We start from the raw sequence: 26373 nt of genomic DNA, 5'->3' as shown, positions 1-26373 counted from the left end.
TTAATGAAAGAAATTGAATTAAGTCGTGGTTGTATTCGTGTTTCGGTTCGTCAACATCACCCGCATTGGGATTTAGATCAATTATTAGGTTTTGCAGAAAGAATTAATCCAAAACGTGCTTTTTTATTTGTGTCCAAAGTCTTAGGCAAGCATATTCCTGTTGCACCCTCTACCATGCAACGCAGTTACGTAGATTTAGGTGCTTTAGTTCCCAAAGATGTACCTTATCCCATTACTGTGATTGGTATGGCGGAAACGGCGGTAGGTTTAGGTGCAGGTGTTTATCGTGAATTAAAAAAAGATTTTGCTGAAAATGCCCTTTTTGTGACAACAACACGTCATCCTGTCGATGCGTTGCCCACCTTAGGCTTATTTTTAGAAGAACATAGCCATGCGCAAGATCAGTTTATTTTGAGTAGTCATGATCCGAAAAAACATCAACATTTAATCCAATCAAAAACTTTAATTTTGGTGGATGATGAAATTTCTACAGGTAAAACTTTTAAAAATCTGATCATGAGCCTGAAAAATTCGGGGCTTGAACAGGTTGAGCGCATTATCTTAGTGACGTTGGTCAATTGGGCAGAAGAACATTTGAATGATCTCAACGTCGGTATTCCCATTGAAGTGGTTTCACTGTTGCATGGTTCGTGGCATTGGCAAGCCAATCAAAATCAGATTGAAATCCATATGCCTGATGTCAATAAAACCAATCAAGAAGCACAGCGCATTATTGCACCACATGATTGGGGACGTGAACCTAGTTACTTAGATTGCAAAGCTTGGGCAAATGTACACATTAACCAACCGAATGAAAAAATTTTAGTCTTAGGCTCAGGGGAGTTCAGTTGGATTCCGTTCCTGATCGCAGAACAATTAGAGCAACAAGGTGCAGAAGTTTATTATAGCTCCACCACACGCTCTCCGATTATGCAAGGGCATGCCATTGAAAGCATTTGTGCCTTTACCGACAATTATGGGCTCAATATCAACAATTATGCCTATAACGTTCGACATCAACAATTTGACCGTGTGTTATTGGTCATCGAAACAGAACAACACAGTGTAGACCCTACGCTTTTTGAGCAAATTGAAAATTTGGAAGTGATTCATTATGAACCATAAGCCTTTGGTTTTTGTCGATTTAGACGATACTTTATTTCAGACCAATCGCAAGTCTGCACCGACTGATTTACATAAAATTGCCACCACAGATAAGTCTGGGCAACCCCTGTCTTATATGAAACCGAAACAACAAGTTTTTGTAAATTGGTTATTAGATTCGGCTGAAGTTGTGCCTGTGACTGCGCGTTCAGTTGAAGCCTTACAACGTGTGCATTTACCTTTTCAATCTGGTGCAGTATGTTCACATGGTGGTACGATTATTGACGCACAGCAAAATATCGATATGGATTGGTTTGATATTCAAAAAAATGCTGTTGCAAACTTAAATGATTTATTGGATGAATTACCTGAGATTTTACTGAAAACAGCACAGGACTTAGGCTCGATTCGTACATGGACAGTCGAGGAAAATGACCTCAAAATCTATACTGTTGCTAAGCAAAATCAGCCAGAGGATGGGCTTTTTTTAGATCAATTGGTAAAACATTTACCCAAAGATGTGTTAGAACATTGCTATGTACATATCAACGGCAATAATTTGGCCGTCATTCCAAAGTTTGTCTCTAAGCAAAAAGCCGTTGAATTTTTTATCGAAAAATATGACCCACAAGGGGAGCGTGTCATTTTGGGTTGGGGTGACAGTCTATCCGATGCGGGCTTCTTAGGCTGTTGTGATTGGTTTGGTATGCCAAAAAACAGTCAGCTTGACCAATTTTTAGCACACAACTTAAGCAATGATCATCGACAGAAAGGATTCTTAGGGCATGTCTAATTTAAATCAGATTGATCAAAGACTAGCAAACATCGGTTTTCACGGCTCATATCGCCCACAAGACATTACTTTTTTACTGAATATCACGGATTTAACACCAACCTCAGTCGCAGAAAAAGAACGTTTAATTCAATCTGGTCAAAAACATTATTCTGAAATGATCAGTGAAGAAAATGCCCCCTCGCCTGAACATTTAAAACATTTTCAGCATGCTTTTACGCATGGTTCAGCACGTCTAGCGCAAGAAGTACAACAACTTAGCCAAGCTTTGATGACACGTTTTCCAAAGCAACCTATTGTTTTAGTGAGTTTAGTGCGAGCAGGCGTACCTTTAGGCGTTCTGTTGAAACATTGCATTGCCAAACAACAAGCATGTTTTCATTATGGTATTAGTATTATTCGAGACCGCGGCATTGATTTTGCTGCGCTCAATGCTATCATTCAGCAACATGGTGCTGAAAATATTGTCTTTGTAGATGGCTGGACAGGCAAAGGGGCGATTTGCCGTGAACTGACGAAAAATCTACAAGACTATCCTGAATTATTTGATGCAGGTTGGGAAATTCCTCGCCTTGTAACATTGTCAGATTTAGGTGGTTATTCTTGGCTCAGTGCCAGTTGTGAAGATTGGCTGATTCCTTTTGGCATCTTAGGTTCAGTCATTTCAGGTTTAACTTCTCGTAGTATCTTACGAGCAGATATAGATCAAGCTGAAGCAAAATTGGACTGTTTTAATCCAGAGAAATGGCATGATTGTGTCGTTTATACCCATCTTCAACAACACGATTTATCTGTACAATTCATTCAAAATATTTTAAATATTATTGAACAACATCCCATTCAACAGACGATTGAATGGGATAACGAGATTCGACTAACTCAGCAAAAATTGTGCTTAGACACGGTAGATTGGATTGCTGCACACTACCAAATCAATAACATTAACCATATTAAACCAAGTATTGCTGAAGCCACGCGTGCCGTACTTAGACGTGTGCCTGAACGTATTTTAATCCGAGATGAACATAATCCTCACGTTCAGTTACTGTTACACTTTGCGCAACGACAGCACGTCCCAGTCGACATTTTAGGTTCAAAATTGGGTCCATATCATGCAGTGACCTTAATTAAAAACGTTGGAAAATAATACAATGAAACAATTACAACATGCCATTGAGCTTGGTGCGACCATGTATATTCCTGCCACGCATGAAAATTTATGGGACGTCACGGAAGGTAATAAATTTACCAATTTAAAATCTATCGCTGTATGTTTGGAAGATGCTGTTTTAGAAAAAGATGTACAGACGGCAATGGTCAATTTAAAAGCACTCTTGCAAAAACGTGCAGAAAACCCAAACCTAAAAGCACCTGCATTGTTTATTCGCCCACGTCATATCGAAATGGCGAAATATATTATCGATTGGGATTTACACCACACCATCAGTGGTATGATTTTACCAAAATTTACCTTACATAATTTAAAACAATGGATGGAGGTTTTACCTTCTCATATAAATTTAATGCCAACCTTTGAAACCAAAGAAATTTTTGATATGGGGCATAATGTTGAATTACAACAAGCACTCAAGTATGACTTTCATAAAACCTTGTGTTTAAGGATTGGCGGTAATGATTTACTCTCCTGTTTATACCTGCGTCGTCCAAAAAATACCACTATTTATCAAACACCTGTGGGTATGTTAATTTCTCAACTGGCAGGCTTATATATTCCCGCAGGCTTTCAACTCAGCTCACCTGTCTGTGAACATATTGAAAATATACAGATTTTATCCAATGAACTGATCCAAGATATGAATAATGGAATTTATACCAAAACTGCCATTCATCCAACACAAATTGATTTTATTCATGAAGCATTTCAAGTGTCGACTGAAGAATTTCAAGAAGCACAGCAAGTATTGGCAATGGATGCAAAAAGTGTATTTAAAAGCCAAGGTTCTATGCTAGAACCTGCAACACATCGTAATTGGGCTGAAATGGTATTATTACGCTATAAAACATTTGGCTTAAATAAATCCCAGTTACATCATCAGAATGATATATTTAAATTCAATGCTTAAATCACAAAGCAAATCGAAATAATCAAATAAAATGGCGGTCTCTATTCGCCATTCATTTAAAAATAAACTTCAGCTTACTCAAAAAATATCAAACTTCGACCATCTGTACGACAACCAAACGCCCACCATCCTGTTTCGACAATAAGATTTGTGCGCCTTCTTTTAACTCTACTTTTCCCCCAATTGGAATGGGTGTCTTCGTCGTCACATCGGTTAAATCAGGTAAATCTTCATTCACCAACCACCAACGATCTTGATGTAAAACAAAATAACCCTTACGTTTAGTTTGCTCTGGTGTTAAACGCTCATTCGGTGCAATCATACTATTGGCATGCCATGCAAATAAAGACTGCCCTGTCCACACCATTAAACGATGATTATCAGGACGATAGCTTGAGCCTTGTCGTGCTGAATATAAGTTTAAAATCGGCAGTTTGCCTTTAAATGTGGTTTTACAAAATGGGCAGCTCGGCTGTGTTGTATTATCAAATACATACCATTTATGACTACACGCTGGATTTAAACACGGTTGTACCAAGTCCACTGTTTTGACCAATGCAATTTCCCAATCATTGGCAGATGGACGTTTACTCGGTTCATGCAAGCCCTCAATAAAACTTTTATTAAATAATTCAGTTAAATAAGGACCTGTTACGGTATAAGGAATTTGTGCAGGGTCAGCCCAAGGGAGCTGCGAAGGTTTAAGTTGATTGGCCTTAACCCGATTACTTTGATCGTCTGGATGCTCGACAAATAATGCGCGCTCTCCCATGGCAAGATTTTCATCTTTTTGAGGGTCATCCATGTCATGGATTTTACCACCTCGCAATGGATGACGATACAATAAATACATATAAATCAATACTGCAAGCGCATGTCTATCTGTCGTAATACTTGGCAAAATTCGTTTTGGATCATCTTTATTTAAATGACTGGTCATCACCACTTCAGGTGCAATAAAGTCAGGCGTTCCCACCACATCTGGTGGATATTTTCCAGGCACAACCAAGCCATCCACATCGATCACACATGCACTCCCTGTCACAGGGTCGATGAGCACATTTTTATAGGATAAATCTGAGTGTGCCAAACCTGCTGCATGCATACGGCGCACCGCACGTGAAATTAAAATACTAATTTTTAAATAATTAAGCCATGTCCCTTTTTCACGATCATCTAAAAAACGGTTCTGGTTATTGGCACTCGCAAACCATTTTCCTTCTTTTTCTTTACCTTTAATGTTTAAAAAATCATTATTCTTTGAGCCATAATCAAAGAAAAATTGCTTTTTATAGGTCGGTGCGGTAATGCCCAATAAATCATTGTACTCAACCAAGCCATCAGGCCAACAAAAGATATTTTTCCAATAGTCACCACCAACACCATTAAAAATACCTTGCCATTTATTACCAACAATTTCTTTTAAACGGTCTTTTTGCTGTTCAAATGCTGCTTTAGATTGATAAAATTTATTTTTTTCTTTACTAAAAAAACACACCACATAACTGCGGTCAGGTGAAAAATACACATCTTTCATTGCCCCTGAACCGATCACTTCATCTACAAATTCGATTGGACGTCCATCGACTGTAGTACATTTTACGATTTTTGCCGACATGTGCTAACACCTAATTTCTAAAATTTTTGTCTCTAAATAGTGTGAATTGATTACTTTTTCAGGCTTTAATTTACTTGATTTTTCTTATATAAAGCCGCTAAAGTTCGGTCATCATGATGGCCTGTTTTAAAAAAATGCATCCATTCTAATAAAGCCTGCTCTGGCTGATCGTGTTGCAAAACAGGTTCAAGCTCTGCATATAAATCTAGCCATTTCTGTTGATTTGCAAGTCCAGCATCAGTTTCGAAAATTGGATCTGAAATACCGTCTGTCATTAATAAAACAGCTTTTAAGTCTTTAAAACAGCCTATTTTAACCCGACTACCCAACTCTTGATGAATACTACGATCCAAAAACTTAGTCTGTCCTGCATATTCCCCACCATCGGCAACATTCATCAATCGTACTGTGTCTTGAGTAAATGCAGCGATTGCACCATCACCCACGGAGAATGTACTAATTAAGTTTTTATCTGCATGTTGATAGACCACCGCAACCAAAAGTGTGGTTGAAAATGCTTTAGTTGCGACATGCTGGTCAGCTGCAAGCTGATCGAGTTGTGTGAGAATTGAGCGATAAATCTCATAATAAACATGATAGAACTGTTGATTTAATTTATTGGCAATTCGTTGTGTATCCGCATGTTGAGGCTGATCTAATTGCCATTGTTTAATATCTTCATTTAAAGCATCAATCGTATGTTCATTGAAATAACGTTGAAATTCTTTCTGTACAATCTCAACTGCGATTCTTGAACCTTCACGAGAATATTCCGCACTACCTGCACCGTCTGCAACCGCCAATACCGACCAATCGCTATTTGCAATGTGCATCAATGAAAAATCATCATCTCGGAAACTTCCTGCATGTTCATGGGAACGACCACGGCGACTTGCCGCAATGAGCTGATAGTCTGCTGTATCTATACACAGTTGATCTGTATGCGTTTTAACAAAAGCTTGCCCTGCCTCAGGTTCAATCACTTTCCATAAACTACGTGGATCAGGAATCACGTTTAAACGGCATTGTCCTGTATAGACTTCATCATTGACACGATATTGGAATGAAAAATTAAACTCATCAGCTTGGTTGGGTTGACCTTGAATACTTTGTGTCGCTTGATCAAAATAAAAAATATCATTTGGAAATTTAAAACTTTCCTCAATATATTCTATATTTTCAGGTTTTTGACTCGATAAGATTTGAATTTTTGAAGTATAAGGTTGCCCTGCACGTGCATTATCAACTTGAAACTTCACATCATTTACTTTGCGCTGTATAAACACGTCTGTAATCTCGGTTCTATTTTGTTCGATTGGTGCTTGTTGTTGCTGTATGGGTATCTCTTGTTCAACTTGTTGTGCTTCAGAATCAATAAGAATCTCTTCTATCGCCATTATCGGGGCACTGACTCCTGCAACTGCAACAGACATATTTTCATGAGCTGCTTGTACATCATCTTGTTGTTGATGCGAAATAATCGTCTCAGATAGGACTGAGTGTGCGGGTACAGTTTGTGCTGAGCGATCTTGCTTAATATCTATATTACTTAGGCTATTTTGTAAAATATCAGTAATTTGATCAGAAATATCTTGTTCTTGACGTTGAGCATCATCAAGCAATGTTAGCGGGTGCTGTTCAGTCGGTAAGATCTCCTTGTCATCCAAATCTAATTGCGCTTGTTGAATTTGCTGCTCATTTTCATGTGAATGTTCTTTATTCTCAAAATATATGGGTTCTAAGATTTCAGTCAGTAAAGGTGGCGTTGCAGATTGCTTTTTGAGTTCATACACTAATTTTGAGAGTTGTTGTAATTGCTCATCTGTTTTAAAAAACTCGATAAATTGATCATCTAACCCCATTTCATTGACTGCCAAAATTTTTTTAATTTTACATACTAATTCTTGCATACTGCCCCCTTTCAATGATCAATCATTTTATTTATCAAAAATTTAACCTTGACCACGGGTCAAATCAAAATCCCCACCTTCCGTACTAAAACTCACTTGACGGCGGCACCATGGGCAAACGACATATTCACTATAGCCGTCATAACACATCAGATTGCCACAACCACACATGGCAAAAGCAGTATCTGCATAACAATGTGGACATTGCGACCATCCTTCTAATTTTGATGTATTAATTTGTGGTTTTTCAGCACTATGATCCGTCCAACTAAAATATTCCTCACTGATCGCTTCGCAAGTCTCTAATTTAAAATTGTATAAATTAATATTTAAGTCAGACAAACCGCCATATTGTAAATTTCTGCTATATTTCAACAGATAAGGATGTTGTAATTTTTGACAACGCCCAATAAAAGTAACGACACGATCATCAGCATGGCTTTTTCGGAACGTGAGTTTTGACTTAGCTAAATTCATATAACGCTGATCAAGTGGAATTAGTTCTTCTGAGTTTTGAAAATTTGCCACGCTAACACTTTGTGACACCACAGAAGCACTGATCCATTTACATAGACCTTTGACATATTCTTGGTTAATTTGATCAACCGAAATACAGTGTTCCGTTAATTCTTTTAAGATAGAAAAATCAACATCTTGTCCAAGACCAATCACAATCAAAGTCACACGATGGCTATATTTCGTTTTCCATTGTTGAATAGCATCTTGATAATCATCCGTCGGGCGACCATCGGTAAATAAATAAACGACGGGTTTCCAGTCACCTTTGACATCTGCAGTGGTTTTGATCACTGAGCGATCTATTTCTTTACCTAAATGGGTCAGTGCTTTGCCCAAATGTGTCCCGCCACCCAAAGGTAACTCACATCGTTGATAGGCATATAATTCTGTGAGTGGTACTAAAGTACGCACAATTCCCGCATAAGCAATCAATGAAACATAAACTGTTTCTAGTGCATAAGGATCTGTGCGTAGACTACGCATAATAAAGTCAACACCTTCTTGCACAGCAACTAAAGGCTGCCCCGCCATAGATTCGGAACAATCAATCACGAAAAATACAGGTAATCGACGCATAAACTCACCTTGTTCATTGTTATTATTTCAAGCCTTTTTATTAAACTTACATTCAATTGCATTTGAGAATGATTTTATAGCACCAATTGAATTTCCGAAGGCGGCGGCGGCAACTCAATTGCATCTGCGACACCTGCACTACTACTCCCCGCTACCACACTTGCAGAAACCCATTTAAAGAAACTGGCAAATGAGTTCGAATCCATCGAATCCAACACCACAACTTGAGAAGTCAATTGTTGTAATGCCTCAGTTTTGGCTTTTGGACCCGCAGCACATGCCACAATCGTTGCAAAGTTAAGCTGTTGAATAGTTGGAACAATCTGCTGATAGGCATATACATCTGAGGGTGAACCATCCGTCATGAGGAACAAGAGTGGTCGCCAATCACCTTTTTGCTCTTCTGTGCTTTTCTTGATATTTTTTTGCACATCTTCTGCTAACAGCTCCAAGGCTGCCCCCATAAATGTTGCACCAACACTCGGTACTTCAATTTCAGGCAATTGCACTTGATCCAACGGCGTTAAAGGCAAATAAATTTTTGCCTGCATATCAAAGGTAATGACACTAAGATGTACACTTTCCAATGCATAAGGATCTTGCCTGAGCGCACTCAGCATCGACTGCAAGCCCACATTTACCGAATGAATTGGCTCTCCACGCATAGAGCCTGAGGTATCTAATAAAATATAAACAGGTAGTCGACGCATATTTTTTCCTCGTGATGATTTGTCGTGATTAAATGGATCATTCACATGATTAAACGTATTGTTTTAGCCATTCCACAAAGTTATCTGACTCAGACGATGAGCCAATGGCGTTAAATTTCCAACCAGCATTCTCACGCACGAGTTCAGCAAAAAGTAAGGAACGTTGTTGTTCATATTGTCCCTGACCTGACAAATTAAAACGGACCATTTCTTTGCCAGAAGCATCAACAGCACGAATAAACGCATTTTGTACCTGTCCAAAATGCTGCTTGTTTTTATTGCCTTCGTAAATTTGCACAATAAATACAATTTTATGATAAACAGGTGCTAATGAATTTAATTTAACAATGATTTGCTCATCATCCCCATCACCTGCCCCCGTACGGTTATCTCCTGTGAGCCAAATATGACCAGAGGGATGCTTAAGATTATTGAAGAAAATAACGTCACTATTGTTTAAAGTCGGATGCCCCGAAGTATCTCGCCCGAGATTTTGCACTTTACCATTAGCATCACATAAAAAAGCGATCACATCCAAATCATATTCTGCAGTTTGTCCGCCAAATAATCCCCCTAAAAAGCCCTTTTTCTGCTCGGCGATGTCCCAACCCAAGCCAATGGTGACCAGTGACAGATTATTTTCTGCCTTTTCTAATGTCAGACCTTGTCCTTTTGCTAATGTAATCCCCATGTTATTTTCCTTTTTTTCTTTTAGTTGAAAGCTTTAGGGACAGCGAAATATCTTAATTTTCAGCCATCCGATCTATCGTTTTTATCTTTAAGTGAGGTCTAAAATCATCTATATACTTAAAGTACAACATTGACTTCAGGGGGTGGTGGTGGTAAATCACTCAAACCTGTCACTTCTTTTTGTCCTGCATCGACTTTTTGACTGCCTGTAGAAATACTTGCAGACACCCATTTAAAAAATGCTTTGATGGTATTTGAATCTGCGGTTGCAAGCTCCACCACGACTTCCGTAATTTGCTTTAAAATTGCTGTTTCAGCATTGTGTCCTGCAGCACATGCAATGACCATACCCGTTTTGACTTTTTTTAGTTTTTCAAAACCTTTCTTCCAGTCATCTGTTGGTGCACCATCGGTCATGATAAAGACCAAAGGTTTCCAATCTCCACGCGTATCTGGTGTTGTTTTTTGCACTTCTTGTTCAATTTTATCCGCCAATAATGACAACGCTTCACCAAGCTGTGTTGTTCCTGTTGCTTGTAAATTCGGCGTATTAAACATTGCCAGTTCAGTCAATGGCATCAACTGTTTGGCAGTCGTATCAAAAGTGATGATGGACAAATAAGCGGTTTCTAAGGCGTAGGGATCTTGTCGCAAAGAGGAGGCCAACATTTCCACCCCATTTTTAACAGCTTCAATAGGTTCACCTAACATCGAGCCTGATGTATCAAGCAATAAATAAACGGGCAATCTTCTCATGCTTATATGTCCTTGTTATCAATTTATAAACTTTGTTGTTATAAGCATCTTAGCTTAAATATTAAAATAGTAGAATATCCTGATTTTCTAATTTTCAATTTAATATCATTTCTCTTTAGGACACATTTCAACATTAATTTGTGTTTATTACGTTAAAATTATTGTTATTTTCAAGCAGCAACATGATGATTTTGTCATCATATTGCGCATACCGAAGTCGAAACCTCAGTTAAAACATCTTAATTAATTTGTGCGACCTTCCTGATTTGCATGACCTGAGCAATGTGCTCCACCACCAATGACAAAACCACGTTCTGCTTTACATGAACCAATCACTTGCCCACGTGAATCATACGTTGTCACTGTTGATGCACATCCTGTCATGACTAGCGCAGTAAAAAGTGCAATTAATCCTGAAATTTTCATTTTCTTTCCTCTAAATCCTGACGAATTGTCAATAAACCCAATTAATCCAATTGAATTTGCGTGCTTGCTGGTGGAATCGGTAATAAGCCTGTTTTAATATTCACTTGTCGATAATCAATGCCTTTGGCATTTCCATGACCATAGCAAACCGCTTTTGCCCCAAAAATAAAACCTTGCGTGGCTTTACACGCCCCAATTGCATTTCCTGCGGCATCATAAGTAATGACTTTGGCACTACAACCACTCAGAAACACTAAAAGACTTGCTATAAAATACTTTTTAAAACTCACCTTAACCCCTACTTCAGTTTAATTAAATAATTTATAAAAATTATTTATTTATTTTTAATTGGAGCGAATTTTATCTATTATTTTTAAACTGTAAAGGATTATTTTTAATACATAATAAAAAACCACTCGAAAGTGGTTTTTAAATATATGCGCTTTAAGTATTTAATATTGGTTTATTTTCACGTCTTTCTTGTAAGGCTTTTTTGATCACCTGAGACCCGCCTGTTAAACCTAAAGTTGCCATGATCACAGCAACAATAATATCGGGTAATAAACTGCCTGTACCAAATACACCTACTGCTGCAAAAATCACCGCAACATTGCCAATCGCATCATTACGGCTACACAACCACACTGACCGCATATTCGCGTCACCATCGCGAAATGCATAAAGGATCACGGCTGCAATCACATTGGCGATCAATGCTAATATCCCAATTGCTCCCATTGTCATGGCTTCAGGGGGAATGCCTTGCATATAGGCATAAGCTGATTTACCAATCACCACAAAACCAAACAATGCCATGGTCAAGCCTTTGATCAACGCAACAGTCGCACGCCAATATAAACTCGCACCCAATACCGCCAGCGAAATGCCATAGTTCACAGCATCACCAAAGAAATCGAGTGAATCTGCCCAAAGTGCAGATGAATGTGCATAAGCACCGCCAACCAACTCCACAAAAAACAGCGTAAGGTTAATGATGAGTGCAATCCATAACGCAGTACGGAACTTACTATTTGGTTTTTGTGGTGCAGGTTCATGACTACACGTACATGCCATGCTGACTCCCCTTGCTTAAAGATTTATCTGTATTATGCTATTTAAAACTATGGACTAACTCCAAGGTCAAGTACTTTTGTGGAGCATATATCATGCAACAATATCTCATCAGCGATTTGGCTAAAAAGACCCAATTGAGTACAGATACGATTCGGTTTTATGAAAAGAAAAATTTGATTCAAGCCAGTTTTCGAGCTGAAAATAACTATAAATATTATAATGATGAAACATTAAAACGTTTAATTTTCATTAAGCGTTGTCGTGCATTGGATATGACCTTACAAGAGATCATCGCCTTATTGGAACAAGTTCAACACCCTGAACGAGGTTGTAAAATTGTTGATCAGTTAATTGCAGAACATATTCAACATGTTGAAACACGGATTTTAGAATTACAAAGTTTTAAAACACAGCTTGTTGCTTTGCGCCAATCTTGTGCTTCGGACAGCACCATTGATCATTGTCAGATTGTGAAAAATTTAGCCGCTGCAATCGAATAGATCTAAAGTTTCCGTTGGATACAGGATTAAGGAATACGCCTGCACCCAACACAATAGATGACTTTGCTGATCGTCTATGCTAGACATCAAAGCGACTTCTGATTTACCCGCTTTGACAATGCTTCGGCAGATTCCTTACGTTCAGAATAACGATCTGTCAAATATGCGGCTTGCCCACGTGTCAACAATGTAAACTTATATAACTCCTCCATGACATCCACAATGCGGTCATAATAAGATGATGGTTTCATCCGATCATTTTCATCAAACTCTAAAAATGCTTTTGGAATAGATGACTGATTTGGAATCGTGATCATACGCATCCAACGCCCTAAAATCCGCAGTTGATTGACTGTATTAAATGACTGTGAACCGCCACTTACTTGCATCAAAGCTAAAGTTTTTCCTTGCGTGGCACGAATTGCCCCTGCTGCCAATGGAATCCAATCAATCTGCGCTTTAAAAATAGAACTCATGGAACCATGACGCTCAGGTGAACACCAAACCATTCCCTCCGACCATGCTAACAGTTCATGCAACTCCTGCACTTTTGGATGTGAAGTGTCGGCATCCTCAGGTAAAGGTAAAGCTTTAGGATGGAAAATTTTCACTTCAGCACCAAACTGTTCTAGGATACGCCCTGCTTCAAGTACAGCTAAACGGCTAAACGAACGCGCTCGATTTGAACCATACAGCAATAAAATTCGAGGTGGATGCTCATTTTCTCTTGCTTGAACTTTTTCAAACGTTGGATGCTCAAGCAGGTTTAAATCAATATTTGGAAGATTCATTTTTAAAACCTTTAAAAATCACTTAGGCAAAAAATTTCTTTCTAAGCCACAAGGAAACACTGACCAGTAGAATCAATACAGGCACTTCAACCAATGGCCCGATCACAGTGGTAAATGCCACAGGAGAAGCCAAACCAAATGTTGCGATTGCCACAGCAAGTGCTAACTCAAAATTGTTACCTGCGGCGGTAAATGAAATTGCGGTGGTTTTAGGATAATCATTACCCATCCATTTACTCATGAAAAAGCTAATGAAAAACATTAGGATAAAATACAGCGTTAACGGAATGGCAATTCGCAATACATCTAGTGGCAATGCAACCACATCCGCACCTTTAAGGCTAAACATCGCAACAATCGTAAATAGCAATGCCAATAAGCTCAGTGGGCTGATTTTAGGAATAAAAGTATTTTGATACCAATCTAAGCCTTTTTGTTTGACCAAAATCAAACGCGTTAAAAAACCAAGTAAAAATGGAATACCAAGATAAATCAATACCGCTTGCGTGATCGTCCAAAAACTCACATTGATCACTTGCGCTTCAACACCAAAAAATGGCGGTAAATACGTTAAAAATAGCCACGCATAACTACTAAAAAACAGAATTTGGAAAATACTGTTAAATGCAACCAACGCCGCAACATACTGCTGATCACCACAAGCAAGATTATTCCAGACCAACACCATCGCAATACAACGTGCTAAGCCAATTAAAATCAACCCTGTCATATATTCAGGATAATCCTGTAAAAATAGGATTGCGAGTGCAAACATAAGACAAGGGGCAATCAACCAATTTTGTACTAAAGACAAAACTAAGGTTCGCTTATCCTGAAAAACTTGACTTAAATTTTTATAATCCACTTTGGCTAAAGGTGGATACATCATCAAAATTAAACCAATGGCAATGGGCAAATTTACTGTTCCCATGCTCATCTGATTTAAACTTTGTGCAGATTTTGGGAAAAATAGTCCTATGGCTATCCCTACTGCCATCGCAATAAAAATCCAAAGCGTAAGATTGCGATCTAAAAAAGAAAGTTTCTGAGCTGACATAGTTGAATATTCATCCAATTAGAGCAATATTTTCGAGCGATTTGGTTAATTGTTGTGCATCCATTTGCTCAAAATTTAGTGCAAAAAATGCATCAAAACGGCGCTGAATATGTTGAACAGTTAAATTGAATGCTTGTAATTTTTCTTCTTCTGGCAAATTTAAATGCGATGGATCATCTAACCCCCAATGCACTTTTAAAGCATTTCCTAAATAGAGTGGACATGCTTCATTGGCAGCTTCGCTACACACGGTCACCACAATCTCAGGCGCAAATGCTTCACATGCCTGCATATTTTTACTCGACAAATGCTCAGTCGGGATATTCAAACTTTGTAAGGTTTTCAAAGTCAATGGATGTACCTGACCTGAAGGATGACTACCTGCACTGCATGCCTGAAATCCTGTTGGTGCTTGAGCATTAAATAAAGCTTCCGAAAGAATACTGCGGCAGCTATTCCCTGTACATAAGAATAAAATTTTCATATTAATTCAACTATTTACTAATAACAATTTGGATTTTCAGCGCATGCATCTTGAGCGCACTCAAAACGCTGATCCTGTGCTGAAAGTTGCAGTAAAATCTCTTTGCACCATAGGGCTAAATCATCATGTAACCGATAATAGACCCATTGTCCTTGACGGCGATCTTGCAAAATTTGTGCACTACGTAACAGCGCTAAATGTCGTGAAATTTTCGGCTGACTCAAATCTAGTCCTACCGTCAAATCACAAACACAACGCTCACCTTGTTTAACAATCATCATTAAAATATCGAGCCGAGTTTGATCGGCAAGGCATTTAAAAAAATCGACTTGATTCATATTTATATATGGATATACGAATTTCCATATATACTAAACTTTAAATGATCAAAATGCCAATTTTTCCAACACATCATTTTAAATTCCGAGTTTTTTACTAGGTTGAATCTATTTTTTTTATCACTAGAATAATACCCATAAAGTTTTTATGCCTTTTGTGATATGACTATTTGCCACGTTACTGAACTCCTCTCGCCAGCTGGTTCACTCAAGAATATGCGCTATGCATTTGCCTATGGTGCGGATGCTGTATATGCAGGTCAGCCACGTTATAGCTTGCGAGTTCGTAACAATGCATTTGATCATGATAATTTGAAAATTGGCATTACCGAAGCACATGCTTTGGGTAAAAAGTTTTATGTTGTGGTGAACATTCAACCACATAATGCGAAGCTAAAAAACTTTATCCGAGATCTTGAACCTGTGGTTGCAATGCAACCTGATGCACTCATTATGTCTGATCCCGGTTTGATCATGATGGTACGTGAACATTTCCCTGACATGTCGATTCACCTATCTGTTCAAGCCAATGCAGTCAACTGGGCGACAGTCAAGTTTTGGAAAAATATGGGCTTAACTCGTGTGATTTTATCACGTGAATTATCCCTCGAAGAGATCGAAGAAATTAAGCAAAATGTTCCTGATATGGAAATTGAAGTTTTCGTACATGGCGCACTTTGCATGGCTTATTCCGGTCGTTGCTTACTTTCAGGCTATATGAATAAACGTGATGCCAATCAAGGCGCTTGCACCAATGCGTGTCGCTGGGATTATAAAGTTCACGAAGCAGCAGAAGATGCATCTGGGGATGTCATTCCAGTCCAACCACTGGAGACAGCATCAAGCTGCTGCACCAATAAAGATGCCGACGAGCAACACGCCCAAAATCAACATCAATTTGGCGAGCCGGTTTTACTACAACGCAATGAAGAAGAGATGTTCGCTGCTGAAGAAGATGAACATGGTACTTACTTCATGAATTCTAAAGATTTACGTGCTGTACAGCATGTGGATCGTTTAACTCAAATGGGCGTCCATTCTTTAAAGATTGAAGGACGCACCAAATCATACTTTTACTGTGCTAGAACTGCACAAATTTATCGTAAAGCGATTGATGATGCACATGCAGGCAAAGAGTTTGACCCTGCACTGATGACTCAGCTTGAAGGTTTGGCAAATCGTGGCTATACCGAAGGTTTCTTACGTCGTCATATACATCGTGAATATCAAAATTATGAAACAGGTTCATCCCGCTTTGATCATCAACAATTTGTCGGTGAGGTTTTAGAGCGTAATGGAGACTATATCGTGGTTGATGTGAAAAATCGCTTTGTCGTAGGCGACACCTTAGAGCTCATGACAACTAGTGGAAATATCACATTCATTTTAACAGAAATGAAAGATATGAAAGATACACTCATTCCCCATGCCAAAGGCTCAGGGCATATTGTTAAAATTCCGATTCCTGCTGATGTTGACATGAATTTTGCATTACTGATCCGCAATCTCCCCAATTCAAGCGCAGATATTTCTGCTGCTTCTTTAGCCTATATAGCGAGCTAATTATGGCACTTTTCATTACAGATCAATGCACAAATTGCGATATGTGCGTGCCCGAATGCCCAAACCAAGCCATTTTTGAAGGTGAAAAATTCTATGAAATTGATGTTGAGCGCTGTACTGAATGCGTTGGTTTTTATGAGCATCAAACCTGTGTCAATGTCTGCCCGATTGAATGTATTGAACCACATCCCGAATATAGAGAAACTCACGCAAAATTGTTAGAAAAATTTCATGGTTTAAATTTATTTCATCGTTCTTAAATCACAGTAAAATAACGATAAATAATAAAAAAAGTTGATTGGATCAACTTCACGCCAAAAACAATAAATTTAGTAGGGGAAACGAAAGCCAAAGTGTTATTGGGGGAATTTGGGGAACACTTTGGCTTTCAATTTAACAATAAAATTAGGTCTTTTCGTACACAAAAATTCACATATGACATCTAATCATTCTATACACTTTACAATCATTAAATCTCATGATTTGACATACGATAAAGTTCAATCATGCTGACTGCATAACAATGCAGAATTTATTCGCCATTTTTCTCAATTAAGAGCAACATAAAAAAGATGATTATTTTGAACTATTGTATTTAATGGCTTATTTATTTTTTAGCTAAGCTTTTTACTATATTTTATATATTAAGAATAAGTAGAAAGTCTTGCGTATTTACCACACAATTCAACAAAAGCTTTTGTTTTCTTTATTTTTTTAGTAAATTCATTCTTTTATAAGTTTTTTCTAAGTAATACAAATCTTTAGCACGACTATGTATAAGTTAAATTTATTGGTATGATAATTAAAATTTTCGTCATGGTTCAGTTCAAATATTGTTTTTGAATTTTTATTGTTTGATTTCAATTGCAGTCAATAAAGAGCCACGCAAAACCAATTTCAAATTGAAAAATTTTTGCTTGTCGTATCAGCCTTCTAGAGAAGACACAAATTTGTTTTAAGCTGTATTGGGTAATTAAGCGATTTAATTTATAAGTGTATTCATTTAAGTGCATTTTATTATTCAGGATTTAAACATGAACAAGTTGTTTGGTGTTTTACTCAGTGCATCTGTGCTTTCTCTTGCAGCATGTGGTAAACAAGAAGCACCTAAAACAGAAACCGCATCTACAGGTGATGCAAAAGAACATACAGTGGTTATGGCGTCTACAGGCTCAGATGCAGATGTATGGCGTTATATCGCAACCTTGCCTGAAACCAAACAAGCAGGTATTAAGCTTGAAGTTAAGAACTTTACAGACTATGTGTCTATGAACACCGCTGTTGCTAACAAAGAAATTGACATCAATGCATTCCAGTCTTATGCATATTTGGTTGCATTTAACGACTCAAACAAAGATAAAATTGCACCCATTTCAACTACCTATTTAGAGCCAATGGGCATTTACTCAAGCAAAGTAAAAAAAGTTGAAGAGTTCTCTCAAGGCGCAACTATTGCCATTCCAAATGATGGTGCAAATGAATCACGTGCCTTATTGTTATTACAATCTGCAGGTCTGTTAAAATTAAAAGCTGATTTTGATAACGTCAAAGGTACACCTGCTGATATCATTGAAAATAGTAAAAAAATTGTGATCAAACCCATTCAAATGGCAACTGCGGTACGTGCAAAAGATGAAGTCGATGCCATCGTTCTTGGAAATACCTTAGCAATGGAAGGTGGATTGAACGTATTAAAAGATTCGATCTATTATGAACCAATTGACCAAAGCACCAAAATGAACGTGAATGTTCTTGCAGTTGCTGAGTCACGTAAAGATGATCCAATCTTGAAAAAAGTCGGTGAACTCTACCATGTTGCTGCTGTAGGCAAATATGTTCAAGAACATTTTGGTGGCACTAAAGTAGATGTAAATAAACCTGTTAGCTATTTAACAGAAAACAAATAACATCTTTTTTGATGTCCATGAAACAGGCAAAATGATTTTGCCTGTTTTTTCATTTTTGTATAGTTTTTGACAACATGATCGAATTTAAAAATATCTCAAAACATTATGATCTCAAAGGTCAAACCGTACGTGCCTTGGATGACATTAATCTACAGATTCCGAATGGCAGTATTTTTGGCATTATTGGTTATAGTGGTGCAGGAAAAAGCACCTTAATCCGTATGATCAATCTCTTGGAACGTCCAAGCCAAGGGCAAGTCATCATCAATGATAAGGACTTCACTGCATTAGATGCACGCGCATTACGTCAAGAACGTGCAAATATTGGCATGATTTTTCAACATTTTAATTTGCTTGAAACCAAAACTGTTGCTGCCAATATTGAAATGCCACTGAAATTATTAGGTTTTTCTAAGGCTGAACGTGAAAAGCGTTTAAATGAATTGCTTGAATTCATTGACCTCAAACATAAAAAAGATGCTTTTCCTGATGAACTGTCTGGTGGGCAAAAACAACGTGTCGGAATTGCACGTGCCTTAGCCAACCATCCTAAAATTTTACTTTGTGATGAAGCAACTTCTGCACTCGATCCACAAACCACCAAATCCGTCCTAGCCTTATTGAAAAAAATCAATAAAGAACAAGGTATTACTATCGTAATGGTCACCCATGAAATGGATGTAATTGAGTCAGTTTGTGACCATGTTGCTGTGATGGAGTTTGGCAAAGTTATTGAAACAGGTTCAACCCTAGATATTTTTAGCCGCCCAAAACAAGCGACGACACGCAATTTTATTCAAACTGTTTTACAACAACAGTTACCTGTTAATATATTGAATAATTTAGAAAATAAAAATCATAATAGCATTTATAATCTACAATTTTTAGGTACATCTGCTCAAGAAACCGTGATTCAAAAACTAATTCAACAATTTGATATTAGCCTTAATATTGTCTTTGCCAATATGACTGAAATCAATGGTTCAGTGATTGGACAAATGTTTGTGCAGTTACTCGGCGATCCGATTGTGATCCAACAAGCGGTACAGTTTCTTGCTTTACAAGGGGTTAAAGTGTCTCAATCAGGAGTAGCAGAATGAGAGATCTCATCGTTCAATGGCTCACTGAAGTCACAGCGCCTTATTGGCAAAGTTCATTGTCTATCGACCAATTTGTGACGGCCATGCAAGAAACCATGCATATGGTGTTTTTTGCAATGCTGTTTGGTGGTATCTGGGGCTTTATTCAAGCCATTATCTTATTGGTTACGCGTCCAAATGGAATTTTGCCAAATAAAGTGATTTATCATGTGCTTAATCCAATTGTAAATGCACTACGTTCACTTCCATTCATCATTTTGTTAATTGCAGTTATTCCTCTGACCAAAATGATTGTCGGTACATCCATCGGGACTTGGGCGGCAATCGTACCTTTAACTATTTATGTGGGACCTTACATTGGACGTTTGATTGAAACGTCACTGTTAGAAGTCAACGAAGGTATTGTTGAATCAGCACAAGCGATGGGTGCATCACCTTGGCAAATTATTTTTAAATTCATCATTCCTGAAGCACGTAGTTCACTCATCTTAAATTTGACCACGGCAACCATTAGCCTCATCGGTGCAACAGCTATGGCAGGCGCTGTCGGCGCAGGCGGTATTGGTGATCTCGCAATTTCTTATGGATATCAACGCTTTGATACAAGTGTAGTCATTCTTACTGTGATTGTACTGTTGATTTTAGTTCAACTTGTACAAAGTCTAGGGGATTGGTTATCTAAATTAAGATAATGTCTATTTTTAAACAAAACTAAAAAACCAGTACTTGATGTACTGGTTTTTTAATTGATCATCAAATTATTCTTTTGAACTTCGACATTCTAATCAAATCAAAACTTGCACCCTACTGCATCTCATACGACAATATCATATTATTGTTTTAAATTTGCTTAGGCTATTTCATGTCACAACCCTTGGACGTTTTAGGCGGGATTACCGCAGAACAATTTCTCTCAGAATATTGGCAAAAAAAACCACTCTTAGTCCGCAATGCACTCCCTGAAATTACCAATATTTTGGTTCCTGAAGATGTCATGGAACTCGCACTCGATGAAAATATCACAGCGCGTCTGATCAAACAAAAAGACAAAGATCCAAAGCAGTGGACAGTGAAAAATTCACCATTGATTAAAGGTGATTTTCAAAAAATGCCAAAACTTTGGACGCTTCTTATTCAAGCGATAGACCACTACTCTTTTGATTTAGCTGAGCTTTGGAAAAAATTTCCATTTATTCCACAATGGCGTCGTGATGATATTATGGTGTCTTATGCACCTCAAGGTGGTTCTGTTGGTCAACATTTTGATTTTTATGATGTATTTTTAGTCCAAGGTTTTGGTCATCGCCGTTGGCAATTGGGTCAAATGTGTGATGCTGAAACAGAATTTGTAGTAGGTCAACCACTCAAATTATTACCTGAAATGGATGTTCATTTTGATGAAGTCCTCGCACCGGGTGATTTGCTATATGTGCCACCTGGACTGTCACATTATGGCGTGGCGGAAGACCATTGTCTGACTTATTCTTTTGGCTTCCGTATGCCAAATGTGCCTGACATGATGGATCGTATTTGTGATAAATTTTCAGAAAATGTGGAATTGAAAAATCCTCTCGTCGATATTATCCGTGACCAAGTATCGCGTGCAGGTGAAGTGACTGAAAATGAGCTCACTTATTTGAAAGCAAAAATTTTAGAACAATTGCAAAACTCAATGGTATTAGATGATGCCATTATGAGTTTAGTGTCTGATTCGAAATATCCTGAAAATATTCCAGAAGCTGAAGAAATTGGCACGGGTGATTTAGAACAAGCCATTGATCAAGGCTATATCATTCAACTTGAACCTGCATCACGCTTACTTTACTCTGACCAAGACCATGACATTTTATTTTGGGCAAATGGTGAAGCTTTGTGTATTTCTGAACAATTCACGCCATTTTTACAGCAAATTGCAGATGGTCACAGCATTGAATTAAATTTCGATTTAGCCGATGATGAAATTTTAGAAGACTTGGTTATGCTTTTAAATGAATCTATTTTAATGCTCGTCCCTACCGAAGAAGAATAGAATCTTTCATGTGCCGAGATCTGTATTTAAGCACATAGTTGTAGATGCTAAAGGAATATTGAATGCAAAATTTACGTTGTTATCAACAATTACCTGTATGGCATTTTGCCAATATTCCTGACGGCTTTAAAAAAGCGCACAACACTCAAATAGGCACTTGGGCAAAATTAAATATTTTACAAGGTCACCTAGACTTTGCCCTGCTAAATGAACACGGCGATGTTCTTTCTGAACAGCAATTTAATGCAGAACACCAACCCTCTTTTATTGCACCACAAACTTGGCACAAGATTATCTCGGCAAGTGCTGATATAAAGTGCCAACTGAGCTTCTACTGTGATGTAGAGAATTATTTTTCTAAAAAATATCAACTAGCTGCAACGCATTCCGAAATTCTCATGGCAATGCCTTACCTCAATATAGGTAAGGCTTTAGACATTGGCTGTGGTCATGGACGGAATACTTTATATTTAAATCAACATGGCTTTGAGCTAGATGCTTTTGATGTCAATCCTACGAGTATCCATAAACTCAACGAGATCATTCAAACGGAAAAGTTAGAGCATATTCACACGACTATTCGCGATTTAAATCAAGATCAAAGCTTAAATGGCCAATATGATTTTGTCTTTTCCACTGTGGTCATGATGTTTTTACAGCCAGAAACCATTCCACCTTTAATTCAAAATATGCAAAATGTCACCCAAGCCAATGGTTTTAACTTGATCGTCTGCGCAATGGATACAGATGATTATCCTGCCCAAGCTGATTTTCCATTCACATTTAAAAGCAACCAATTACGTGAATATTATCAAGCATGGAACATTTTAAAATACAATGAAAATGTCGGTGAATTACATCGTACAGATGAACACGGCAAGCGCATCAAACAACGATTCGCAACCTTATTGGCGCAAAAAATCTAAGCTCTTTTTCATGCTCACTAGCATACTAAACACTCGGCACGAACTCTCTGATTTTTAAAATAGAATCTTTCTTATTTCTAACAATTCAATACTTGAGAAAACAACATAAAATTGGCAACTTAGCAGCATAATATTAAGTTGGACAAACTATTCCTATGGCAAGCCCTGCTCAAGCAATAAGAAGTAAATTTTTTAATACTTTCTTTTCACGTTATTCTGTTTGGTTCTTGTGTTTATTCATCGCAATTTATCTGACATGGACGATTTTTTTACATGAGTCCCATTTTATTTACTATTTCTTTTCCGATACAGTACTCAATATTGCATGGGTCATCAGTATTGTACTAAGCGGTGTCGGGATTTATGACATTCTTCAAAGTAAACATGCGATTCTCAGAAACTACCCCATTATGGGACATTTCCGCTTTTTCTTTGAAAGTTTCCGTCCTGAAATTCGTCAATATTTCATTGAATCTGATGAAGATGCACTACCTTTTTCACGGTCACAACGCAGTCTAGTTTACCAACGTGCAAAAAACGAAAATGCCGACAAACCTTTCGGTTCAATCATTGATGTTTATCAACAAGATTACCGTTTTCTGACCCATTCTTTAGCACCTTGCCACCCCGCTAATCATACAACTTTCCGGATCCATATTGGTAATGAGCAATGTTCGCAACCCTATAGTGCCTCGATCATGAATATTTCAGCAATGAGTTTTGGCAGTCTCAGTGCGAATGCCATCCGTGCATTGAATAAAGGTGCTCAAATGGGGCAGTTTTACCATGACACAGGCGAAGGCAGCCTAAGTCCTTATCATCTTGAAAATGGTGGGGATATTGTGTGGGAACTGGGCAGTGGTTATTTTGGTTGCCGAACTCTAGATGGGAAATTTGATCCTGAAAAATTTCAACAACAAGCCGCTAACCCTGTGATTAAGATGATTGAAATCAAACTCTCACAAGGTGCTAAACCTGGACATGGAGGAATTTTACCTAAAAATAAAATCAGTGAAGAAATTGCCCAAATTCGTGGTGTTTCACGCGATGAAGACTGTGTTTCACCAGCGTCACATTCTGCTTTTAGCACCCCAATTGAAATGATGTATTTCATTCAAAAATTACGTGAATTATCCAATGGAAAACCCGTGGGTTTTAAACTGTGTATTGGACAACCTTGGCAGTTTATGGGTATTGTTAAAGCCATGCTTGCCACTAAAATCGTGCCTGATTTTATCGTGGTTGATGGTTCTGAGGGAGGTACAGGTGCTGCTCCAATCGAGTTAATTGACCACATGGGGACACCATTACGTGAAGGCTTACTTTTTGTTCACAATACTTTGGTCGGCGCAGGCTTACGTGAGCAAATAAAAATTGGTGCTAGCGGTAAGATCATCTCTGCTTTTGACATTGCAAGTACCATGGCGATGGGCGCAGATTGGGTGAATTCAGCACGTGGCTTTATGTTTGCTGTAGGCTGTATCCAAGCGCAAAGTTGCCATACAAATCAATGCCCTGTCGGGGTTGCAACACAAGACAAAGAACGCCAGAAAGCCTTAGATGTGCCAACAAAGTCAGAACGTGTTTTCCATTTCCAGCAAAATACGCTCAAAGCTTTAGCTGAAATGATCGCAGCGGCAGGTTTACAGCATCCAACCGAAATTAAACCGCACCACTTAGCTCAACGTATCAATGACCGTGAAATTAAAAACTATGCACAATTACATTTTTGGATGAAAGATGGCGAATTGCTTTCATGTGAAAATAAAGATGAAGAAAACTTCTATTTTAGAATGTGGAATCTAGCTGCTGCTGAAAAGTTTTAATTTTATTTATACCTTATCTTGTGTAATAATTTTAAATAAAAGAGGAAAAATCCTCTTTTATTTTCACATCAATAATGCAAACTAGACTAAGATTTAAGTGTAAAAGCTGTTCTGTTCAGTGCAAAAAATTGTCAGCTATCACCATGCTGAATTAAATGTCACTGGTGCATATCATATTACCCAACACAATACTTTTCTTGCGATTGTTCAATATCTAGGGATGCTCTATGAAACGGGGATATGTGATTGATGATGCTGTTTTAATCCCCTACACAGCCAATAATTCATCCTGATTTGATGCAAAACATCTACATTATATCCATGGTCTATTGGTTATTTTTTGACAGGATCAAATTCAGATTTAAATGTGAGTAAAAAAGTATGCATATTACGCAAAAGTTAATATTTACAAGCTGTCTTAGTTGTTCTTTACCTGTATTTGCCACAGTGGGTGGTCCACAAACAATTGAAGTTTTGGGCTACGAAGCCAAAGAGCAGAAAGTTTATTTGCTTAAACACTATGAAGATGAACGTGGTCGACTGCCACAATTGTATTATTATCAGTTTAAAAATAATGCTAAGCCCAACAAGTTGATCCAAGTTAATTCTTTATATATCCATCCTAAAACGAAAAAAATTGATTATGATCAGGAGGATACTCGCTTTAATCAAGAACTTGCCAAAATCACAAAGCGTTTACAACCATTAACTGCCACATCTTCTCAATATCGTATTGTGATTAACAAAAAAACGATTCAACATGTCCCAGTTTGGTATGATCCCAAACAAAAACAACCTGAGTTTCATTATACTTATCATGTGAAAAATCAAAATTTTAAAAGCTTACAACAACAAGCAACTGCATATCAGCAGCAATTAACAATCTCACAGCAATTTCTGATTCCTCAACAAAATAAAGTTCTGGTGACTGTAAAATATCTGGGTATTCCTTTTGAAACAGGTTATACGATAGAAGACCCCGTATTATTATTACCGACTCAATAAATTAAAAATGCGCTCTATCAGCGCATTTTTATCTCTTCTTTTTCAATAACCCATTATTTTAAAATAAATTGGTGTAAGCTTTGGTGTTGCCTAAATTTGGATTATCAATTGCATCTTTACATTGTGCTTTATCACGCTCGTAATCTGCTTTTTTCTGACTCAATGCATGATCTTTTTCAAGTGTTGCACGTGCAAAATTATCCAAACTCGTTAAAGATTTTCGACACAAAGCGTATTTTCCTTCCGTCACAGAATCTGTCATTTTGACATTAATTCGCCAGTCAGTACTGAGTTTTCGAATCGGCTTCCTGACTTTTTCTTCTATTAAATTCAACTGCTTACGATATACAAAAGGTTCTACATCATTCAGTAATTTCCATGCTTCTTGTGCATATGCCGTTGCATCATTACTCAGCTTTGGTGCAGGCTGAATCGGTTCTTTTGGCTCAGAAGATGAATGACCACAGCCCTGTAATAGCAAAATACCGAGTATTAAGCCTGACTTAAGCAACAAAGGAAATTTCACCGCAAACATAGCACATCGCCAAATTAAACAATTGAGCACTATGCTAGTAAATTCGGGTACA

Annotated in this window: 28 protein-coding genes; 14 read left to right on the top strand and 14 right to left on the bottom strand. The window is 37.8% G+C overall.

Annotated elements, in window-relative coordinates:
• Positions 1 to 3: 3 nt before the first annotated feature.
• The 4 genes from HUV91_RS03635 to HUV91_RS03620 are packed head-to-tail and all read left to right on the top strand — an operon-like array spanning position 4 to position 3981.
• Positions 4 to 1125 carry a phosphoribosyltransferase domain-containing protein gene (locus HUV91_RS03635; RefSeq protein WP_174492555.1) on the top strand — a complete coding sequence of 374 codons (1122 nt, stop codon included), beginning with the start codon at positions 4 to 6 and terminating at the stop codon, positions 1123 to 1125.
• Positions 1115 to 1897: an HAD family hydrolase gene (locus HUV91_RS03630; RefSeq protein ID WP_174492554.1), complete on the top strand. Its 783-nt coding sequence runs from the start codon at positions 1115 to 1117 to the stop codon at positions 1895 to 1897. Before HUV91_RS03635 ends, HUV91_RS03630 begins: the two co-directional genes overlap by 11 nt.
• Positions 1890 to 3044, top strand: a complete 1155-nt coding sequence (locus HUV91_RS03625; RefSeq protein WP_130073408.1) for a cysteine protease StiP domain-containing protein — start codon at positions 1890 to 1892, stop codon at positions 3042 to 3044. Before HUV91_RS03630 ends, HUV91_RS03625 begins: the two co-directional genes overlap by 8 nt.
• Positions 3045 to 3048: 4 nt before the next feature.
• Positions 3049 to 3981, top strand: coding sequence for an HpcH/HpaI aldolase/citrate lyase family protein (locus tag HUV91_RS03620; RefSeq protein ID WP_174492553.1), 933 nt, complete (start codon positions 3049 to 3051; stop codon positions 3979 to 3981).
• Between the two features lie 88 nt (positions 3982 to 4069).
• On the opposite strand, the gene HUV91_RS03615 is transcribed toward HUV91_RS03620, so the two are convergent.
• From HUV91_RS03615 to HUV91_RS03575, 9 genes are all read right to left on the bottom strand, one after another.
• The gene (locus tag HUV91_RS03615) at positions 4070 to 5599 is read right to left on the bottom strand and encodes a helix-hairpin-helix domain-containing protein (protein WP_174492552.1); all 1530 of its coding nucleotides are present in this window, start codon (positions 5597 to 5599) and stop codon (positions 4070 to 4072) included.
• Between the two features lie 65 nt (positions 5600 to 5664).
• The gene (locus tag HUV91_RS03610) at positions 5665 to 7509 is read right to left on the bottom strand and encodes a PP2C family serine/threonine-protein phosphatase (protein ID WP_174492551.1); all 1845 of its coding nucleotides are present in this window, start codon (positions 7507 to 7509) and stop codon (positions 5665 to 5667) included.
• Positions 7510 to 7551: 42 nt separating this feature from the next.
• Positions 7552 to 8604, bottom strand: coding sequence for a TerY-C metal binding domain-containing protein (locus HUV91_RS03605; RefSeq protein WP_174492550.1), 1053 nt, complete (start codon positions 8602 to 8604; stop codon positions 7552 to 7554).
• Between the two features lie 74 nt (positions 8605 to 8678).
• The gene (locus tag HUV91_RS03600) at positions 8679 to 9314 is read right to left on the bottom strand and encodes a vWA domain-containing protein (RefSeq protein WP_174492549.1); all 636 of its coding nucleotides are present in this window, start codon (positions 9312 to 9314) and stop codon (positions 8679 to 8681) included.
• Between the two features lie 49 nt (positions 9315 to 9363).
• Complete coding sequence (locus HUV91_RS03595) at positions 9364 to 10005, bottom strand: TerD family protein (RefSeq protein WP_174492548.1); 642 nt, start codon at positions 10003 to 10005, stop codon at positions 9364 to 9366.
• 116 nt (positions 10006 to 10121) lie between these two features.
• Positions 10122 to 10760, bottom strand: a complete 639-nt coding sequence (locus tag HUV91_RS03590) for a vWA domain-containing protein (protein ID WP_130073401.1) — start codon at positions 10758 to 10760, stop codon at positions 10122 to 10124.
• A gap of 243 nt (positions 10761 to 11003) precedes the next feature.
• The gene (locus tag HUV91_RS03585) at positions 11004 to 11186 is read right to left on the bottom strand and encodes a hypothetical protein (RefSeq protein WP_174492547.1); all 183 of its coding nucleotides are present in this window, start codon (positions 11184 to 11186) and stop codon (positions 11004 to 11006) included.
• Between the two features lie 41 nt (positions 11187 to 11227).
• Positions 11228 to 11476, bottom strand: a complete 249-nt coding sequence (locus tag HUV91_RS03580) for a hypothetical protein (RefSeq protein ID WP_130073399.1) — start codon at positions 11474 to 11476, stop codon at positions 11228 to 11230.
• A gap of 154 nt (positions 11477 to 11630) precedes the next feature.
• Complete coding sequence (locus HUV91_RS03575; protein WP_174492546.1) at positions 11631 to 12260, bottom strand: cation transporter; 630 nt, start codon at positions 12258 to 12260, stop codon at positions 11631 to 11633.
• Positions 12261 to 12352: 92 nt separating this feature from the next.
• Between HUV91_RS03575 and HUV91_RS03570 the strand changes: the two genes are divergently transcribed.
• A complete protein-coding gene (locus tag HUV91_RS03570) occupies positions 12353 to 12760 on the top strand; it encodes a Cd(II)/Pb(II)-responsive transcriptional regulator (protein WP_130073624.1) in 408 nt (135 codons plus the stop codon).
• 86 nt (positions 12761 to 12846) lie between these two features.
• On the opposite strand, the gene arsH is transcribed toward HUV91_RS03570, so the two are convergent.
• From arsH to HUV91_RS03550, 4 genes are read right to left on the bottom strand one after another with little or no spacing between them, the layout of a single operon-like run.
• Positions 12847 to 13551, bottom strand: a complete 705-nt coding sequence (gene arsH, locus HUV91_RS03565) for an arsenical resistance protein ArsH (RefSeq protein ID WP_130073397.1) — start codon at positions 13549 to 13551, stop codon at positions 12847 to 12849.
• A gap of 22 nt (positions 13552 to 13573) precedes the next feature.
• Entirely contained in the window at positions 13574 to 14608 is a 1035-nt protein-coding gene (gene arsB, locus HUV91_RS03560) for an ACR3 family arsenite efflux transporter (protein ID WP_174492545.1), read from the bottom strand.
• Positions 14609 to 14618: 10 nt separating this feature from the next.
• On the bottom strand, positions 14619 to 15092 hold the full coding sequence (locus HUV91_RS03555; protein WP_130073395.1) for an arsenate reductase ArsC: 474 nt from the start codon (positions 15090 to 15092) through the stop codon (positions 14619 to 14621).
• A gap of 17 nt (positions 15093 to 15109) precedes the next feature.
• Positions 15110 to 15430: an ArsR/SmtB family transcription factor gene (locus HUV91_RS03550; protein ID WP_174492544.1), complete on the bottom strand. Its 321-nt coding sequence runs from the start codon at positions 15428 to 15430 to the stop codon at positions 15110 to 15112.
• A gap of 162 nt (positions 15431 to 15592) precedes the next feature.
• On the opposite strand from HUV91_RS03550, the gene yegQ reads away from it, so the two are divergent.
• From yegQ to HUV91_RS03505, 9 genes are all read left to right on the top strand, one after another.
• Complete coding sequence (yegQ, locus tag HUV91_RS03545) at positions 15593 to 16993, top strand: tRNA 5-hydroxyuridine modification protein YegQ (protein ID WP_174492543.1); 1401 nt, start codon at positions 15593 to 15595, stop codon at positions 16991 to 16993.
• 2 nt (positions 16994 to 16995) lie between these two features.
• The gene (locus HUV91_RS03540; protein ID WP_174492542.1) at positions 16996 to 17253 is read left to right on the top strand and encodes a YfhL family 4Fe-4S dicluster ferredoxin; all 258 of its coding nucleotides are present in this window, start codon (positions 16996 to 16998) and stop codon (positions 17251 to 17253) included.
• Between the two features lie 774 nt (positions 17254 to 18027).
• Positions 18028 to 18900, top strand: coding sequence for a MetQ/NlpA family ABC transporter substrate-binding protein (locus HUV91_RS03535; RefSeq protein ID WP_130073391.1), 873 nt, complete (start codon positions 18028 to 18030; stop codon positions 18898 to 18900).
• A 74-nt stretch (positions 18901 to 18974) separates the two neighbouring features.
• Entirely contained in the window at positions 18975 to 20000 is a 1026-nt protein-coding gene (locus tag HUV91_RS03530; RefSeq protein ID WP_174492541.1) for a methionine ABC transporter ATP-binding protein, read from the top strand.
• Entirely contained in the window at positions 19997 to 20692 is a 696-nt protein-coding gene (locus HUV91_RS03525) for a methionine ABC transporter permease (protein ID WP_130073389.1), read from the top strand. Before HUV91_RS03530 ends, HUV91_RS03525 begins: the two co-directional genes overlap by 4 nt.
• A 170-nt stretch (positions 20693 to 20862) precedes the next feature.
• Positions 20863 to 22029, top strand: coding sequence for a cupin domain-containing protein (locus HUV91_RS03520; RefSeq protein ID WP_174492540.1), 1167 nt, complete (start codon positions 20863 to 20865; stop codon positions 22027 to 22029).
• Between the two features lie 62 nt (positions 22030 to 22091).
• Positions 22092 to 22955: an SAM-dependent methyltransferase TehB gene (gene tehB, locus HUV91_RS03515; RefSeq protein ID WP_174492539.1), complete on the top strand. Its 864-nt coding sequence runs from the start codon at positions 22092 to 22094 to the stop codon at positions 22953 to 22955.
• A 155-nt stretch (positions 22956 to 23110) separates the two neighbouring features.
• The gene (locus HUV91_RS03510; protein WP_174492538.1) at positions 23111 to 24781 is read left to right on the top strand and encodes an FMN-binding glutamate synthase family protein; all 1671 of its coding nucleotides are present in this window, start codon (positions 23111 to 23113) and stop codon (positions 24779 to 24781) included.
• A 381-nt stretch (positions 24782 to 25162) separates the two neighbouring features.
• A complete protein-coding gene (locus HUV91_RS03505; RefSeq protein WP_174492537.1) occupies positions 25163 to 25786 on the top strand; it encodes an aminotransferase in 624 nt (207 codons plus the stop codon).
• Between the two features lie 58 nt (positions 25787 to 25844).
• Here the strand turns inward: HUV91_RS03505 and HUV91_RS03500 are convergent, their stop codons facing one another.
• Positions 25845 to 26321 (bottom strand): hypothetical protein, encoded by a 477-nt coding sequence (locus tag HUV91_RS03500; protein WP_130073384.1) that lies wholly within the window; start codon positions 26319 to 26321, stop codon positions 25845 to 25847.
• Positions 26322 to 26373: the final 52 nt, after the last annotated feature.

The organism is Acinetobacter sp. Marseille-Q1623 (assembly GCF_902809895.1).
Classification (GTDB): Bacteria; Pseudomonadota; Gammaproteobacteria; order Pseudomonadales; family Moraxellaceae; genus Acinetobacter; species Acinetobacter piscicola_A.
This window is presented reverse-complemented; position numbering and strand designations above follow the sequence as displayed.